Origin of the sequence: Pseudomonas sp. E6002 (assembly GCF_013385565.1) — a bacterium.
In the GTDB taxonomy this organism is placed as follows: Bacteria; Pseudomonadota; Gammaproteobacteria; order Pseudomonadales; family Pseudomonadaceae; genus Aquipseudomonas.
Genome location: NZ_JACAPT010000029.1, coordinates 106,642 through 120,852 on the forward strand (window position 1 = coordinate 106,642; position 14,211 = coordinate 120,852).

At 61.9% G+C, this 14,211-nt stretch carries 16 protein-coding genes (1 of these 16 only partly in view); 13 read left to right on the top strand and 3 right to left on the bottom strand.

Annotated elements, in window-relative coordinates:
• Positions 1-320: the 5' portion of a MaoC family dehydratase gene (locus HX815_RS23955; RefSeq protein ID WP_177028984.1), read on the bottom strand. It extends 118 nt beyond the left edge of the window; the window shows 320 of its 438 coding nt (coding positions 1-320); its start codon is at positions 318-320; its stop codon lies off the left edge, out of view.
• Between the two features lie 179 nt (positions 321-499).
• Here HX815_RS23955 and HX815_RS23960 point away from each other — a divergent pair, with 179 nt between their 5' ends.
• From HX815_RS23960 to HX815_RS23975, 4 genes are all read left to right on the top strand, one after another.
• Positions 500-862 (top strand): CidA/LrgA family protein, encoded by a 363-nt coding sequence (locus HX815_RS23960; protein ID WP_008436537.1) that lies wholly within the window; start codon positions 500-502, stop codon positions 860-862.
• Positions 859-1,575: an LrgB family protein gene (locus tag HX815_RS23965; protein WP_003215425.1), complete on the top strand. Its 717-nt coding sequence runs from the start codon at positions 859-861 to the stop codon at positions 1,573-1,575. Before HX815_RS23960 ends, HX815_RS23965 begins: the two co-directional genes overlap by 4 nt.
• A 21-nt stretch (positions 1,576-1,596) precedes the next feature.
• Positions 1,597-2,187 carry an LON peptidase substrate-binding domain-containing protein gene (locus HX815_RS23970; protein WP_003215426.1) on the top strand — a complete coding sequence of 197 codons (591 nt, stop codon included), beginning with the start codon at positions 1,597-1,599 and terminating at the stop codon, positions 2,185-2,187.
• Between the two features lie 112 nt (positions 2,188-2,299).
• Entirely contained in the window at positions 2,300-2,506 is a 207-nt protein-coding gene (locus HX815_RS23975) for a hypothetical protein (RefSeq protein ID WP_003215427.1), read from the top strand.
• Here HX815_RS23975 and HX815_RS23980 read toward each other — a convergent pair.
• Complete coding sequence (locus HX815_RS23980) at positions 2,503-3,819, bottom strand: bifunctional DedA family/phosphatase PAP2 family protein (RefSeq protein ID WP_003215428.1); 1,317 nt, start codon at positions 3,817-3,819, stop codon at positions 2,503-2,505. The genes HX815_RS23975 and HX815_RS23980 overlap by 4 nt on opposite strands.
• 113 nt (positions 3,820-3,932) lie before the next feature.
• Positions 3,933-4,616: a DNA-3-methyladenine glycosylase gene (locus HX815_RS23985; protein ID WP_102369965.1), complete on the bottom strand. Its 684-nt coding sequence runs from the start codon at positions 4,614-4,616 to the stop codon at positions 3,933-3,935.
• A gap of 176 nt (positions 4,617-4,792) precedes the next feature.
• On the opposite strand from HX815_RS23985, the gene HX815_RS23990 reads away from it, so the two are divergent.
• From HX815_RS23990 to HX815_RS24030, 9 genes are all read left to right on the top strand, one after another.
• Positions 4,793-6,058 carry a glutamate-5-semialdehyde dehydrogenase gene (locus HX815_RS23990; RefSeq protein WP_003215430.1) on the top strand — a complete coding sequence of 422 codons (1,266 nt, stop codon included), beginning with the start codon at positions 4,793-4,795 and terminating at the stop codon, positions 6,056-6,058.
• Positions 6,058-6,702 carry a nicotinate-nucleotide adenylyltransferase gene (nadD, locus tag HX815_RS23995; RefSeq protein WP_003215431.1) on the top strand — a complete coding sequence of 215 codons (645 nt, stop codon included), beginning with the start codon at positions 6,058-6,060 and terminating at the stop codon, positions 6,700-6,702. The genes HX815_RS23990 and nadD overlap by 1 nt, the downstream gene beginning before the upstream one ends.
• Before the next feature lie 69 nt (positions 6,703-6,771).
• Positions 6,772-7,266 (top strand): ribosome silencing factor, encoded by a 495-nt coding sequence (gene rsfS / locus HX815_RS24000; RefSeq protein ID WP_003215432.1) that lies wholly within the window; start codon positions 6,772-6,774, stop codon positions 7,264-7,266.
• 9 nt (positions 7,267-7,275) lie between these two features.
• Complete coding sequence (gene rlmH, locus HX815_RS24005) at positions 7,276-7,743, top strand: 23S rRNA (pseudouridine(1915)-N(3))-methyltransferase RlmH (protein WP_003185785.1); 468 nt, start codon at positions 7,276-7,278, stop codon at positions 7,741-7,743.
• A 15-nt stretch (positions 7,744-7,758) separates the two neighbouring features.
• Positions 7,759-9,657: a penicillin-binding protein 2 gene (gene mrdA / locus HX815_RS24010; protein ID WP_003215433.1), complete on the top strand. Its 1,899-nt coding sequence runs from the start codon at positions 7,759-7,761 to the stop codon at positions 9,655-9,657.
• Positions 9,658-9,688: 31 nt separating this feature from the next.
• Positions 9,689-10,792, top strand: a complete 1,104-nt coding sequence (gene rodA, locus HX815_RS24015; RefSeq protein ID WP_050442794.1) for a rod shape-determining protein RodA — start codon at positions 9,689-9,691, stop codon at positions 10,790-10,792.
• A gap of 17 nt (positions 10,793-10,809) precedes the next feature.
• The gene (mltB, locus tag HX815_RS24020) at positions 10,810-11,823 is read left to right on the top strand and encodes a lytic murein transglycosylase B (protein ID WP_063026905.1); all 1,014 of its coding nucleotides are present in this window, start codon (positions 10,810-10,812) and stop codon (positions 11,821-11,823) included.
• Positions 11,823-12,821 (top strand): septal ring lytic transglycosylase RlpA family protein, encoded by a 999-nt coding sequence (locus tag HX815_RS24025; RefSeq protein WP_003215436.1) that lies wholly within the window; start codon positions 11,823-11,825, stop codon positions 12,819-12,821. The genes mltB and HX815_RS24025 overlap by 1 nt, the downstream gene beginning before the upstream one ends.
• 185 nt (positions 12,822-13,006) lie before the next feature.
• Positions 13,007-14,164 (top strand): D-alanyl-D-alanine carboxypeptidase family protein, encoded by a 1,158-nt coding sequence (locus tag HX815_RS24030; protein WP_003215437.1) that lies wholly within the window; start codon positions 13,007-13,009, stop codon positions 14,162-14,164.
• Positions 14,165-14,211: the final 47 nt, after the last annotated feature.

Sequence of the window (14,211 nt, forward strand, 5' to 3'; positions counted from 1 at the left end):
CGCACCCTGGAGTCGACCTTCACGGGCTGGATGAAGCGCACGCTGTCCAGGCCATAGTTGACCGCCATCTTCAGGCCTTCGGGCATGATCAGGATGTCTTCGATCAGCTTGGGTATCAGCGACAGCGACAGGAAACCGTGGGCAATGGTGCCGCCAAACGGGGTCTGGGCGGCTTTCACCGGGTCGACGTGGATGAACTGAAAATCGCCGGTGGCTTCCGCGAACAGGTTGATACGTTCCTGGTCGATGGTGAGCCATGCAGAACGTCCCAGTTCCTTGCCGACATATTCTTTGAGTTGCGCTACGGGTACTGAGGGCATTGCGACTCTCCTTCTTTGCTCGGTTGGCTTCATCGTTTTTGTAGTTTTGGACAGGTCCAGAGAACCAATGTAGATCATCACGGGCACTTGGCCCGGTCAACCCACCATGCTTTTGGCGAATGCCGCTCCATAGAGGCAGCGTGCTTATAATGCCGACACGCTTTTGGGGGGAAGAACGGATGCTGTTACGCGGTCTGACATGGCTGGTGCTGTTTCAATTGCTCGGCACGGCGATCAATCATTTGTTTGTCCCGGTGTTACCGGGGCCGATTATCGGGCTGCTGCTGATGCTGGCCTTCCTGGTATGGCGCGGCGAAGTCGGTGAGCCCCTGAACCTGGCGGCCAGCAGCCTGCTGCGTTATTTGCCATTGCTGCTGGTGCCGCCTGCGGTCGGCGTTATGGTGTATGCCAAGGACATCGCCGCCGACTTCTGGGCCATCGTCGGCGCGCTGGTGTTGTCGCTGGTGATCGCCATGGGCTTTGTCGGCGTGCTGATGCAGAAACTGGTCAAGCGCCAGGCGCAGCGGGAGGACGGCCAATGACACTGGACTGGCAGGGCGCCTGGGCCGCCGTGATTCATCACCCGTTGTTCGGCATCGGCATCACCCTCGGCGCCTATCAGCTGGTGCTGGCCGGTTTCGAGAAAACCCGCTGGATTTTCCTGCAACCGGTGCTGGTGTCGATGCTGTTGGTGATCGGCGTGTTGCTCGGCTGTGGCCTGACGTACGTCGAGTACCGCAAGAGCACCGAGATCATGAGCATCCTGCTGGGCCCGGCGACGGTAGCCCTGGCGGTGCCGCTTTACCTGAATCTGCGACGAATTCGCCAATTGTTCTGGCCGATTTTTACTACGCTGGTGGTGGGAGGCGTATTGGCCACCGGCCTGTGCGTGCTGTTGGGCTGGTGGTTTGGCGCCGAACACATGATGCTGATGACCATGGCACCCAAGTCCGTGACCTCACCGATTGCGATGCTGGTGGCCGAGCAGATCGGCGGCGTGGCGGCATTGGCGGCGGTGTTCGTGCTGATCACCGGGGTGATCGGCGCGATGATCGGTCCGGCGTATCTGTCACGGCTGGGCGTGCACAGCCCCGAAGCGCGCGGTATGGCGCTGGGCATGACCGCCCACGCCGTAGGTACGTCGGTGGCCTTGCAGGAAAGCGAAGAGACCGGCGCCTTTGCGGCGCTGGCCATGAGTCTGATGGGCGTGGCCACGGCGGTGTTCCTGCCGTTGGCCGTGTCGCTGGTTATTTAAGTCGGGTTTAAGGAAACCTTTATGAGTCTGGCGCTTTTCCCGCTCAATACCGTGCTGTTTCCCGGGTGCACCCTCGACCTGCAGCTGTTCGAGGCGCGTTACCTGGACATGATCAGCCGCTGCATGAAAAAGGGCGAAAGCTTTGGCGTGGTGTGCATCCTCGACGGCAAGGAAGTGGGGCTGGCGCCGGATGGCTATGCGTTGATTGGCTGCGAGGCGCTGATCCGCGACTTCAAGCAGCAGGACAATGGCCTGCTGGGGATTCGGGTCGAGGGTGGCCGGCGTTTCCGCGTGCGTGATGCCGGTGTGCAGAAGGACCAGTTACTGGTGGCCGAGGTGCAATGGCTGCACGAGCATCCCGAGCAACCGCTGGAAGAGGAAGACGCTGACTTGCTGGCGTTGCTTCATGCCCTGGCCGAGCATCCGATGGTGGCGTCCCTGGATATGGGCACCCACGCCGATGGCCAGCAAGCCCTGGGCAATCAGTTGGCCTATCTGCTGCCCTTTACCGAGGCTGACAAGATCGACCTGTTGCAACTCGATGACCCGCAACAGCGCCTGGACGCGATCCAGTTGCTGCTGGATGAGTTGCAGGGCGAGCTGTTCACCTGACCCGCGAGTGTCACTCGGACTTGTCCTTCCCGGTCTTCAGATTTTCCGTGGTTGTCCTGATCCCGTTGCCTGAAATAGTTGGCAGTCACGTAACGATGATCAGGGGGAAAGGATGATTCGGCTTTCGCAATCGGAGCAAGTCGTGTGGGATGCGTTTTTTATGGCCGTCACCACGCAAATTCTTCATATGAACGACGGTCGCGGCGCGGAGTACATCGCCGAACGCGCCGCGGAGATGGCTGACGAAATGCTTCTGGAGCGGCGCGAGCGCAGCGTCGAACGCCGCGCTGCACCCCTGGATTGGCTGGGGCCTGCCTAGTAGGCATACCTCAGCAGCGCGTGGGAAGTGCCGGTAAACGCAATGAACCCGAGCACCGCGCCACACACCGGCAGGATCAGCCACCAGACTCTCGGCGGCATCGGTGGCAACAGGCTGCGGTGCTGGCTTAACGTCAGGCTGAAGGCGCACACCGTCATTGCCAGCAGGGTGCCGGCCAGGATGTCCGTCGGCCAGTGTGCACCCAGGTACACCCGGGAAATCGCGATGGTGGCGGCGGGAATGCAGCCAAGCACCAGCCAGGTCAGGCGCAGTCGTGTCGGTTGACCGCGACCGGCAAGCACTGCCAAGGCCAGGAAGAATGCAAACGAGCCGGACGCATGGCCGCTGGGCATGCTGAAGCTGGTGAGTGGGTCGGTCAGCACTTCGGGGCGCATCCGCGCAAAAAACAGCTTGGTCCCGGTATTGATCAGCGCCGCGCCCAGCAGGGTGGCGCCGACAAAGATTGCCTGGCGCCATTGCCGCGCCACCACCAGCAGGCCGGTCAGCACCGCGCTGGCGACAAACATCTTCTTGAACTCGCCGAGCTGGGTCACCATCACCATTGCCCGGTCGATCGCCGGGCCGCGGTGTTCCTGCACCAGTGCCATCAAGCCCTGGTCAAAGTCGTTGAGGTAGGGATAGCCGATAAACAACGCGATCAACAGTGTGCCGCCAATGCAGCCAATCCATAGGGTGGCGCGCCGATGGCCGCGCAGGCTGCTGTTGAGGCTTACGCCGATCAACACTGCGAGACAGGCGGCGACAATCCCGGCCTCCGGCCAGAAGCCTTCGGGCAATGGCAGGCGGAAGGCCGCGCCGGTGGCCCAACCCGGCAACAGATACGCCACCGACCAACCTGCGCCGGCCAGCAGGCTCACGGCGGCAAAACGTGGGAAGGGCATGTCGCACATGCCCGCAACCATCGGCAACATTGGCCGCAGCGGGCCAATGAAGCGGCCTACCAACAGGCTGGCGATGCCGTACTTCTGGAAGTAGGCCTCGGCGCCGCTCATCCATTCCGGGTGATGCCGCAGGCCGGGAAGGCGCCGGATGTTCTGGTGGAAATGGCGACCGAGGAAGTAGGAAACAACATCGCCCAGCACGCCGCCGAGGAAGCCCAGCAACAGGGTTTCTCCCAGTGACAGTGCGCCGCTGCCGGCCAGGGCGGCGATGGCAAACAGCAATACCGTGCCAGGTACGATCAGGCCGGCAATGGCCAGGCACTCCACGCACGCCACGATAAACACCGCCACGGCCAGCCATTGCGGGTTCAGGGTCAGCCAGCCGGTAATGCTATCGAGCCATGGGCCCATACAATCAACTCCCTTTTGTAGATCGTCCTTGTGGGAGCCCGGCTTGCCGGCGATGGCGTCCTTGAGTCCGCTATCGCCGGGCAAGCCGGGCTCCTACAGGTTTATGTATGTTTTCAAATCAAAAAATAGTCGCGGCCTTCGACCTGGCCCCGGCGCAGCGGGTTCCGTGTGCAATACGGCGCATAACCGGCATCGACGAAGCGGTACATCAGGTGTTCATCGCGCCCACCGGGAATGCCCAGGCGGGTGGTCTGGATGATCTGCGCTGGCGCCAGCCCTACGTCTTCCACGTAGAGCAGTTCCTGGTCAAAGCGCTTGGCGTCCCACATCGGCACCTTCAAACCCAGCGCCTTGCACAGCAAGGTCTGGCCGGCGCACAGCTTTTGCGAGGGTCGTGGCCTGCCGCTGGCGTCCGGGTTATTCAGCAGCATCTGCGCCAGGCTGGCCGGGCCGGAGACTTCGTCGACCCACGGATAGGCTGATTTGATCAGCACCGCATTGCCCGGACCGTGGGCGCTGAAGTTCAGCGAATCACCGCCGCGGGCGTAGTACATATAGATGTGCCCGCCATCCAGAAACAAAGCCTTACGCTTTTCTGTGTAGCCCAAGGACGCGTGGCTGCCTTTTTCGGCGAGGTAATACGCTTCGGTTTCGATAATTCGTGCCGACAGCCACAAATCACCAACACGATGGCGAATGACTTTTCCGAGCAATTCGCGCGCGAGCAGTTGCGCGTCACGGTCGAAAAAGCCGTCGGGCAGGGCGTTGGCGGGGATCAGCGGCGAGAAACTGGACATGGCGATCAAAGGTAATACGGCTAAATGTGACAGGATGATAACAACTCCAGCCTTAATTCCCGCTGAACGTCGGGTTTTTACAGTTCATTTCGACCATCCGCCCCTCACCGCTGTCCGTAGGACGGCGTCACAGCTATAATCTGCCGCTTTCCTCTTTGCCAAGACCCCACCAGACCATGACTGAGTCCGTTCTTGACTACATGACCCGCCTGGGTCGCGCTGCCCGTCAGGCCTCGCGGTTGATCGCCCGTGCGAGTACTGCGCAGAAGAACCGCGCCTTGCTGGCGGCCGCCGACGCTCTGGATGCTTCGCGCTCCGAGCTGAGCGCCGCCAATGAACAGGATTTGGCCAACGGTCGCGCCAATGGCCTGGAGCCTGCATTGCTGGATCGCCTGGCGCTGACGCCGGCGCGGATCGACGACATGATCGAAGGCTTGCGTCAGGTGGCCAAGCTGCCTGACCCCATCGGTGAAATCCGCGACATGCGCTACCTGCCCTCCGGCATTCAAGTCGGCAAGATGCGCGTACCCCTGGGCGTGATCGGCATCATCTATGAGTCACGCCCGAACGTGACCATCGACGCCGCGAGCCTGTGCCTCAAGTCGGGCAACGCCACCATCCTGCGGGGCGGTTCCGAGGCCATCAATTCCAACCGTGCCATCGCCGCGTGCATTCAGCAGGGCCTGGCCGTGGCTGAACTGCCGGCCGAAGTGGTGCAAGTGGTCGAGACCACTGACCGCGCTGCCGTTGGTGCGCTTATCACCATGCCTGAGTTCGTCGACGTGATCGTGCCACGGGGTGGCAAGAGCCTGATCGAACGCGTGAGCCGTGATGCCAAGGTGCCAGTTATCAAGCACCTGGACGGCGTCTGCCACGTGTTCATCGACATCGCCGCCGACCTCGACAAGGCGATCCGCATTGCCGACAACGCCAAGACTCACCGCTACGCCCCGTGCAACACCATGGAAACCCTGCTGGTGCACGTCGGCATTGCCGATCGCGTGCTGCCGCCGCTGGCTGCCATCTACCGCGACAAGGGCGTTGAACTGCGTGGTTGCGAGCGTACCCGGGCGATCCTCGGCAGCGACGTGATCGAGGCCACCGAGCAGGACTGGTACACCGAATACACGGCGCCGATCCTGTCGATCCGCATCGTCGACGACCTGGACCAGGCCATCGAACACATCAATCAATACGGCTCCAAGCACACCGACGCCATTGTCACCGAGCATTTCAGTGATGCCCGGCGTTTCCTCAACGAAGTGGATTCCGCTTCGGTGATGGTCAACGCCTCGACGCGCTTTGCCGACGGCTTCGAGTACGGCCTGGGGGCGGAGATCGGTATCTCCACCGACAAGCTCCACGCACGCGGCCCGGTTGGCCTGGAAGGGCTGACCAGCGAGAAGTACGTGGTGTTCGGTGACGGTCATGTGCGCACTTGATGGGTAAACGCATCGGGCTGCTCGGCGGCACCTTCGACCCCGTGCACATCGGCCATTTGCGCAGTGCACTGGAAGTCGCGGACGCCCTCGGGCTGGATGAACTGCGCTTGGCACCGAATGCCCGGCCGCCGCATCGCGATACGCCGCAGGTGTCTGCGCAGCAGCGCCTGGAGATGGTCCGCCTTGCGGTGGCCGGCATTGCACCGCTGGTGGTGGACGACCGCGAACTCAAGCGCGACAAACCGTCCTACACTGTCGACACCCTGGAACTGATGCGGGCCGAGTTGGCCGCGGATGACCAGTTATTTCTACTTTTGGGCTGGGACGCGTTTTGCGGCCTGCCCACTTGGCATCGCTGGGAAGAGTTGCTCCAGCATTGCCACATCCTGGTGCTGCAACGCCCGGATGCCGACGCAGAATCGCCGGATGCCTTGCGCAACCTGCTGGCGGCGCGGTCGGTAAGTGACCCTTTGGCCCTGACCGGGCCGAGCGGGAATATTGCATTCGTCTGGCAAACCCCGCTTGCGGTGTCTGCCACCCAGATCCGTCAACTGCTGGCCAGCGGGAAGTCGGTACGTTTCCTGGTGCCTGACGCGGTCCTGGCCTACATCGATGCGCACGGGCTTTACCGTGCGTCGAACTGAAAAGGCGCGCTTGAACGCACGAACAGTCGTGCAGCGAGCGCCCGAACATACGAGCAAAACGAGTTTTATATGACGAACAAAGACGTAAGCAAAGTTAAGCGCAAAGGCACGTTCAAGAGCGCTCCTCTGCCAGTAGAAGCCCACACTGGCCCTGAGCTGGCCGGCGAAGAGCTGGTGAAGGTTGCCGTGGCTGCCCTGGAAGACGTGAAGGCCCAGGACATCCAGGTCCTGGACGTGCGCGACAAGCAGAGCATCACCGACTTCATGATCATCGCCACCGGTACCTCCAACCGCCAGATCGGCGCGATGCTGGACAAGGTTCGCGAAGCGGTCAAAGCCCAGGGCGTCAAGCCATTGGGTGAAGAAGGCAAGGGCGACAGCGACTGGGTACTGCTGGACATGGACGACGTGATCGTTCACATGATGACCAGCAACGCCCGTCAGTTCTACGACCTGGAGCGTCTGTGGAAAGGCGCCGAGCAGAGCCGTGCCGCCGATGGCAAGCACCACAGCCCTGAAGTCGGCCACGCGCACTTCGACAAGCTCAACAAAGACCAGGAATAAGGAACGGCTGTGCGCCTGCGTCTGATCGCTGTCGGTTCACGCATGCCCAAGTGGGTGGAAGAAGGCTGGCATGAATATGCCAAGCGCCTGCCATCCGAATTGGCGCTGGAACTGGTGGAAATACCGCTCAATACCCGGGGCAAGAACGCCGACGTGGCCCGCTTTATCCGTCAGGAAGGCGAAGCCATGCTGGCCAAGGTCGGGCCCAACGAGCGGATCGTGACCCTCGAAGTGCACGGCAAGCCCTGGAGCACCGAGCAGTTGGCGGTGGAACTGGATCGCTGGCGCCTGGATTCGCGCACGGTCAACTTCATGGTCGGCGGCCCCGAGGGGCTGGCGCCGGAAGTGTGCGCGCGGGCGGACCAGCGCTGGTCGCTGTCGCCCCTGACACTGCCGCACCCGCTGGTAAGAATTCTGATCGGTGAACAGCTGTATCGCGCCTGGACAGTTCTGTCCGGGCACCCTTACCACAAATAATCTGCGCCCTGCCTGATGACCCAGCCGATCCGCATCAAGGACCACGAGAAAGACGCACGTCTTGTACGCGCGCGGGTGGTGTTTGGCGCGATTTTGGTGGTGGCATTGCTGGGGGTGCTGATTGCGCGCCTGTATTTCCTGCAGGTGATCCAGTACGACTATCACTCCACATTGTCGGAAAACAACCGGGTGCACGTGCAGCCGATTCCGCCGACCCGTGGGCTGATTTTCGACCGCAATGGCGTGGTGGTCGCGGATAACCGGCCCAGCTTCAGCCTGAGCATGACTCGCGAACGTTCCGGCGACTGGCAGCAGATCCTTGATGTGATCGTCGAGGTGCTGCAACTGACGCCGGAAGACCGGGTGATCTTCGAGAAACGCATGAAGCAGGGGCGCCGGCCGTTTGAGCCGGTGCCGATCCTGTTCGAGCTGACCGAAGAGCAGATCGCCCGGATCGCGGTGAACCAGTTCCGTCTACCGGGTGTGGAAGTGGTGGCGCAGTTGGTGCGGCACTACCCGCAAGGGGCGCACTTTGCGCATTCGGTCGGCTACATGGGCCGGATCAACGAGAAAGAGCTCAAGACCCTCGACCCGGTCAACTACAGCGGCACCCACCATATCGGCAAGACCGGCATCGAGCGTTTCTACGAGCCGGAACTGCACGGCCAGGTGGGTTACGAGGAAGTCGAGACCAACGCCCGTGGCCGCGTGCTGCGGGTGCTCAAGCGTACCGACCCGGTGCCCGGCAAGGACATCGTGCTGAGCCTGGACATCAAGTTGCAGGAAGCGGCGGAGATGGCCCTGGGCGGGCGTCGGGGTGCCGTGGTGGCACTGGATCCGAGCACTGGCGAAGTGCTGGCGATGGTCAGCCAGCCAAGTTTTGACCCGAACCTGTTTGTCACCGGGATCAGCTTCAAGGCCTACGCCGAGCTGCGTGATTCCATCGACCGGCCGCTGTTCAACCGCGTATTGCGCGGCCTGTATCCGCCGGGCTCGACCATCAAGCCGGCGGTAGCGATTGCCGGCCTGGACTCGGGCGTGGTCACGGCATCGAGCCGGGTGTTCGACCCCGGCTACTACATGCTGCCCAACTACGATCACAAATACCGTAACTGGAACCGCACCGGCGACGGTTATGTGGACCTGGATACGGCGATCATGCGTTCCAACGACACCTACTTCTATGACCTGGCCCACAAGCTGGGGATTGATCGGCTGTCGGCCTACATGGGCAAGTTCGGCCTTGGTCAGAAAGTCTCCCTGGACATGTTCGAAGAATCCCCGGGCCTGATGCCGTCCCGCGAGTGGAAGCGTGCGACCCGGCGCCAGGCGTGGTTCCCGGGCGAAACCCTGATCCTGGGGATCGGCCAGGGCTACATGCAGGCCACGCCGCTGCAACTGGCTCAGGCCACCGCGCTGGTGGCCAACAAGGGAGTGTGGAACCGTCCGCACCTGGCCAAGACCATCGAGGGCGAACGCCCGGTGGACGAAAACCCGATTCCCGACATTGTGCTGCGCGACCCGTCCGACTGGACCAAGGTCAACCACGGCATGCAGCAAGTGATGCACGGCGCCCGGGGTACCGCTCGTAAAGCGGCAGCCGGCGCGCAATACCGGATTGCCGGCAAGAGCGGTACGGCCCAGGTAGTCGCGATCAAGCAGGGCGAGAAGTACGACCGCTCCAAGGTTCAGGAACGCCACCGTGACCACGCCTTGTTCGTCGGCTTTGCTCCGGCCGACAACCCGAAGATCGTCGTGGCGGTGATGGTCGAGAACGGTGAATCCGGTTCCGGCGTAGCAGCGCCCGTGGTGCGTCAGATCATGGATGCCTGGCTGTTGACCGAAGACGGCAAGCTCAAGCCCGAATATGGCGGCACCCCATCCAGTGTGGAGGCTACGGCCCTTGAAGAGTAATTTTGACCGCATCCTCTCCAGCGAGGATGTGATGCGCCGCCGCGCCACTTTGCTGCAGCGCATGCACATTGATGGCCCGTTGCTGATCCTGCTGCTGACCCTGGCCGCCGGCAGCCTGTTCGTGTTGTATTCGGCCAGTGGCAAGAACTGGGACTTGCTGATCAAACAGGCGTCGTCGTTTGGCCTGGGTCTGTTGTCGATGGTGGTGATCGCCCAGCTGGAGCCGCGCTTCATGGCGCGCTGGGTACCGCTGGGTTACGTCGCCGGGGTGTTGCTGCTGGTGGTGGTGGATGTCATGGGCCACAACGCCATGGGTGCGACACGCTGGATCAACATCCCGGGGGTGATTCGCTTCCAGCCGTCGGAATTCATGAAGATTTTGATGCCGGCGACCATCGCCTGGTACCTGTCAAAACGCACACTGCCGCCCCAGCTCAAGCACGTGGGCATCAGCCTGATATTGATCGGCGTGCCGTTTATCCTGATCGTGCGCCAGCCCGACCTCGGCACCTCGCTGCTGATCCTGGCGGGCGGCGCGTTCGTGCTGTTCATGGGTGGGCTGCGCTGGCGCTGGATCCTCAGCGTGCTGGCCGCCGCCGTGCCGGTGGCCGTGGCCATGTGGTTCTTCTTTATGCACGACTACCAGAAGCAGCGAATCCTCACGTTCCTCGACCCGGAGAGCGATCCGCTGGGCACCGGCTGGAACATCATCCAGTCCAAGGCGGCCATCGGTTCCGGCGGCGTATTCGGCAAGGGCTGGCTGCTGGGCACCCAGTCGCACCTGGACTTTTTGCCGGAAAGCCACACCGACTTCATTATCGCGGTGATGGGCGAGGAGTTCGGCCTGGTGGGCATCTGCGCACTGTTGCTGATTTACTTGCTGCTGATCGGGCGCGGCCTGGTGATTACTGCCCAGGCGCAAACCCTGTTTGGTAAATTGCTCGCCGGCAGCCTCACCATGACGTTTTTTGTTTACGTTTTCGTCAACATCGGTATGGTCAGTGGCCTGTTGCCGGTGGTTGGGGTGCCGTTGCCGTTCATTAGCTACGGCGGAACTTCGCTGGTGACATTGCTGTCAGCGTTTGGGGTTTTGATGTCGATCCATACCCATCGTAAGTGGATCGCACAGGTTTGAATAAGGTGAAGATGTCAATGCAAGTAATGCGCGGCTGGGCTGCCCGGCACGTGTCCTGGATGGGCCTGTTGGGCCTGCTGGGAGCCGCTGTGCAGGAAGCGCAGGCCGGCGACTACGACGGTTCGCCCCAGGTCGCCGAGTTTGTCGGTGAGATGACCCGTGACTATGGTTTCGCCGGTGAACAGCTGATGGGCGTGTTCCGCGAGGCCCAGCGCAAGCAGGCGATCCTCGACGCCATCTCCCGGCCCGCCGAGCGCGTGAAGCAGTGGAAGGAATATCGCCCGATGTTCCTGACCGACGCCCGCGTGGCGCGGGGCGTGGACTTCTGGCGCCAGCACGAAGCGGTGCTGGCCCGCGCCGAGCAGGAATACGGCGTACCGGCCCAGGTGATCGTGGCAATCATCGGCATCGAAACCTTCTACGGCCGCAACACCGGCAGCTACCGGGTGATCGACGCCTTGTCGACCCTGGGCTTTGACTACCCGCCACGCGCCGAATTCTTCCGCAAAGAGCTGCGCGAGTTCCTGTTGTTGGCCCGTGAAGAACAGGTCGACCCGTTGACCCTAAAGGGCTCCTACGCCGGGGCCATGGGCTTGCCGCAGTTCATGCCGAGCAGCTTTCGCGCCTACGCCGTGGATTTCGACGGTGACGGCCATATCAATATCTGGAGCAACCCCGATGACGCCATCGGCAGCGTCGCCAGCTACTTCAAGCGTCACGGTTGGGTAGCCGGCGAGCCGGTGGTGATTCGCGCCGATGTGACCGGTGACCGCGCCGACGAAGGCCTGACCCAGGGTATCGAGCCCGTCAAGACAGTGGGGGAGTTGCGGGCGCTGGGCTGGTCGAGTCAGAATGCGCCACGCGATGATATGCCGGTGACGGCGTTCCGCCTCGAAGGCGAAAATGGCCCCGAATACTGGATGGGCCTGAAGAATTTCTACGCAATCACGCGTTATAACCGCAGTGTGATGTACGCCATGGCCGTGCATCAACTGTCAGACATGCTGGTCCAAGCACGGGGCGTCAAGTAATGCCGGTATCACCGATGTACAAACCCCTGAAGCTGTTGGCGTACGCCGCATTGTCGTTATTGGTGGTCAGTTGCTCCACCAGTCGTGCACCGGTGCAAAAAACCGCTGGCACGGCGATCCGCTCCCAGCCGGGGCTGGATATCAACCGCGCCCACAAAGACGGCGCGCCGTGGTGGGATGTGGATGTTTCGAAGATCCCGGATGCCACGCCGACCCTGCACACCGGCCCTTACAAGGCCAACCCCTATACCGTGCTGGGCAAAAACTACTTCCCGCTGCAAGACTCCAAGACCTACGTGCAATCAGGTACGGCGTCCTGGTACGGGACCAAGTTCCACGGCCAGAACACCGCCAACGGCGAAGTCTATGACCTGTACGGCATGAGCGCGGCGCACAAGACCCTGCCGCTGCCCAGCTATGTACGCGTGACCAACCTGGACAACAACCGCTCGGTAATCCTGCGGGTCAATGATCGTGGGCCGTTCTATTCGGACCGGATCATCGACTTGTCCTACGCCGCCGCCAAGAAACTCGGGTATGCCGAAATCGGCACCGCCCGGGTGAAGGTCGAAGGTATCGACCCGGCCCAGTACTGGGCCCAGCGCGGCAAGCCGGCGCCGTTGATGCTCAACGAACCGCAAACCCCGCAACCGCAAGTCACGGCCTCGGCCGGCAAGATCGAACAGTGGACCCCGCCGCCGGCGCAGCACGCCCCGGACACGGTCGTCATTCCGCATGCAGCACCGGGAGCCTCTACCGTGGGCGGCCAGTACCTGCAAGTCGGCGCTTTCGCCAACCCGGACGCGGCAGAGCTGCTAAGGTCCAAGCTCAGCGGGATGGTCAGCGCGCCAGTCTTTATCAGCTCTATTGTGCGTAACCAGCAGACCCTGCACCGTGTGCGCATGGGGCCGATCGGCTCGCCGAGTGAAGTTGCGCAAGTGCAGAACAGCGTGCGCCTGGCCAACCTGGGGCAACCCAGCGTGGTCACCGCCGAGTAAGCAGTACAAAGGATTGATGGCTCAGGCTCGCATGCGGGTTTGAGCCCTGGTTGTTGGCTCGTTGAACAATAAAAACCCAGGGGCAAGGGGTGGGCATGCAACCGAACACGCGACAGTCTGGCGACGGGCTGTCTGAATAGTTTTGCCCGCGAGGGCAAGTTTCCATAAGCAATTTCGAGAGACGGATGAACATCACCACCTTAGCCAAACGCACGTGCCTGCTTCTTTCGCTGATCATCACCCCGGCCGCCTGGGCGGTTGAAATGGTGCCAGCTTCCCCGCAACTGGCTGCCAAGGCCTGGGTCCTGATGGACGCCGCCAGCGGCAACGTGCTGGTGGAGAACAACGGTGACCAGCGCCTGCCCCCAGCCAGCCTGACCAAGCTGATGACCGCCTACATCGCGACCCTGGAAATCCGTCGCGGCCAGATCGGCGAAAACGATCCGGTGACCGTCAGCGAAAACGCCTGGCGCACCGGCGGTTCGCGGATGTTCATCAAGGTCGGCTCGCAAGTGACCGTCAGCGACCTGCTGCACGGCATCATCATCCAGTCGGGTAACGACGCCAGCGTAGCCCTGTCCGAGCACATCGCCGGCAGCGAAGATGCGTTCGCCGACATGATGAACAAAACCGTGGCCGACCTGGGCATGACCAACAGCCACTTCATGAACCCGACCGGCCTGCCGAACCCTGAGCACTACTCGTCGGCTCACGACATGGCGATCCTGGCTCGCGCGATCATTCGTGTCGACCCGGTGCACTACGCGATCTACTCCCAGAAAGAGTTCTTCTGGAACAACATCAAGCAGCCTAACCGCAACCTGTTGCTGTGGCGTGACAAGACCGTCGATGGCCTGAAAACCGGCCACACCGAAGAAGCCGGCTACTGCATGGTGTCGTCCGCTGTCCGTGACGGCCAGCGCCTGATTGCCGTGGTATTCGGTACCAACAGCGAGCAGGCCCGTGCGGCCGAGACGCAAAAGCTGCTGACCTATGGCTTCCGTTTCTTCGAAACCCAGACCTTCTACCAGAAAGGCACCGAGCTGGCTCAAGCCCCTGTGTGGAAAGGCGCGACCCATCAAGTCAAGGCTGGCCTGGCTGAAGACCTGACCCTGACCATGCCTAAAGGCCAGCTCAAGAAGCTGGTGGCCAGCATGACCATGAACCCGCAACTGGTCGCACCGATCGCCAAGGGCGACGTGATTGGTAAAGTCGAAGTGAAGCTGGACGACAAGGTGGTGCACAGCGCCGATCTGATCGCTCTGGACGCCGTCGACGAAGGTGGTATCTTCCGACGCGTGTGGGATAGCATCCGTCTATTCTTCTACAGCTTGTTCAACTGATAGTGTGCACCTGCATGACCCCGCGCTGATCCGGCGCGGGGTTATGC

Bases quoted from the DNA above. Each gene is read 5' to 3' on its own strand.
- HX815_RS23960 (WP_008436537.1), top strand. From the start codon at position 500: ATGCTGTTACGCGGTCTGACATGGCTGGTGCTGTTTCAATTGCTCGGC.
- HX815_RS23965 (WP_003215425.1), top strand. From the start codon at position 859: ATGACACTGGACTGGCAGGGCGCCTGGGCCGCCGTGATTCATCACCCG.
- HX815_RS23970 (WP_003215426.1), top strand. From the start codon at position 1,597: ATGAGTCTGGCGCTTTTCCCGCTCAATACCGTGCTGTTTCCCGGGTGC.
- HX815_RS23975 (WP_003215427.1), top strand. From the start codon at position 2,300: ATGATTCGGCTTTCGCAATCGGAGCAAGTCGTGTGGGATGCGTTTTTT.
- HX815_RS23980 (WP_003215428.1), bottom strand. From the start codon at position 3,819: ATGGGCCCATGGCTCGATAGCATTACCGGCTGGCTGACCCTGAACCCG.
- HX815_RS23985 (WP_102369965.1), bottom strand. From the start codon at position 4,616: ATGTCCAGTTTCTCGCCGCTGATCCCCGCCAACGCCCTGCCCGACGGC.
- HX815_RS23990 (WP_003215430.1), top strand. From the start codon at position 4,793: ATGACTGAGTCCGTTCTTGACTACATGACCCGCCTGGGTCGCGCTGCC.
- nadD (WP_003215431.1), top strand. From the start codon at position 6,058: ATGGGTAAACGCATCGGGCTGCTCGGCGGCACCTTCGACCCCGTGCAC.
- rsfS (WP_003215432.1), top strand. From the start codon at position 6,772: ATGACGAACAAAGACGTAAGCAAAGTTAAGCGCAAAGGCACGTTCAAG.
- mrdA (WP_003215433.1), top strand. From the start codon at position 7,759: ATGACCCAGCCGATCCGCATCAAGGACCACGAGAAAGACGCACGTCTT.
- rodA (WP_050442794.1), top strand. From the start codon at position 9,689: ATGCGCCGCCGCGCCACTTTGCTGCAGCGCATGCACATTGATGGCCCG.
- mltB (WP_063026905.1), top strand. From the start codon at position 10,810: ATGCAAGTAATGCGCGGCTGGGCTGCCCGGCACGTGTCCTGGATGGGC.
- HX815_RS24025 (WP_003215436.1), top strand. From the start codon at position 11,823: ATGCCGGTATCACCGATGTACAAACCCCTGAAGCTGTTGGCGTACGCC.
- HX815_RS24030 (WP_003215437.1), top strand. From the start codon at position 13,007: ATGAACATCACCACCTTAGCCAAACGCACGTGCCTGCTTCTTTCGCTG.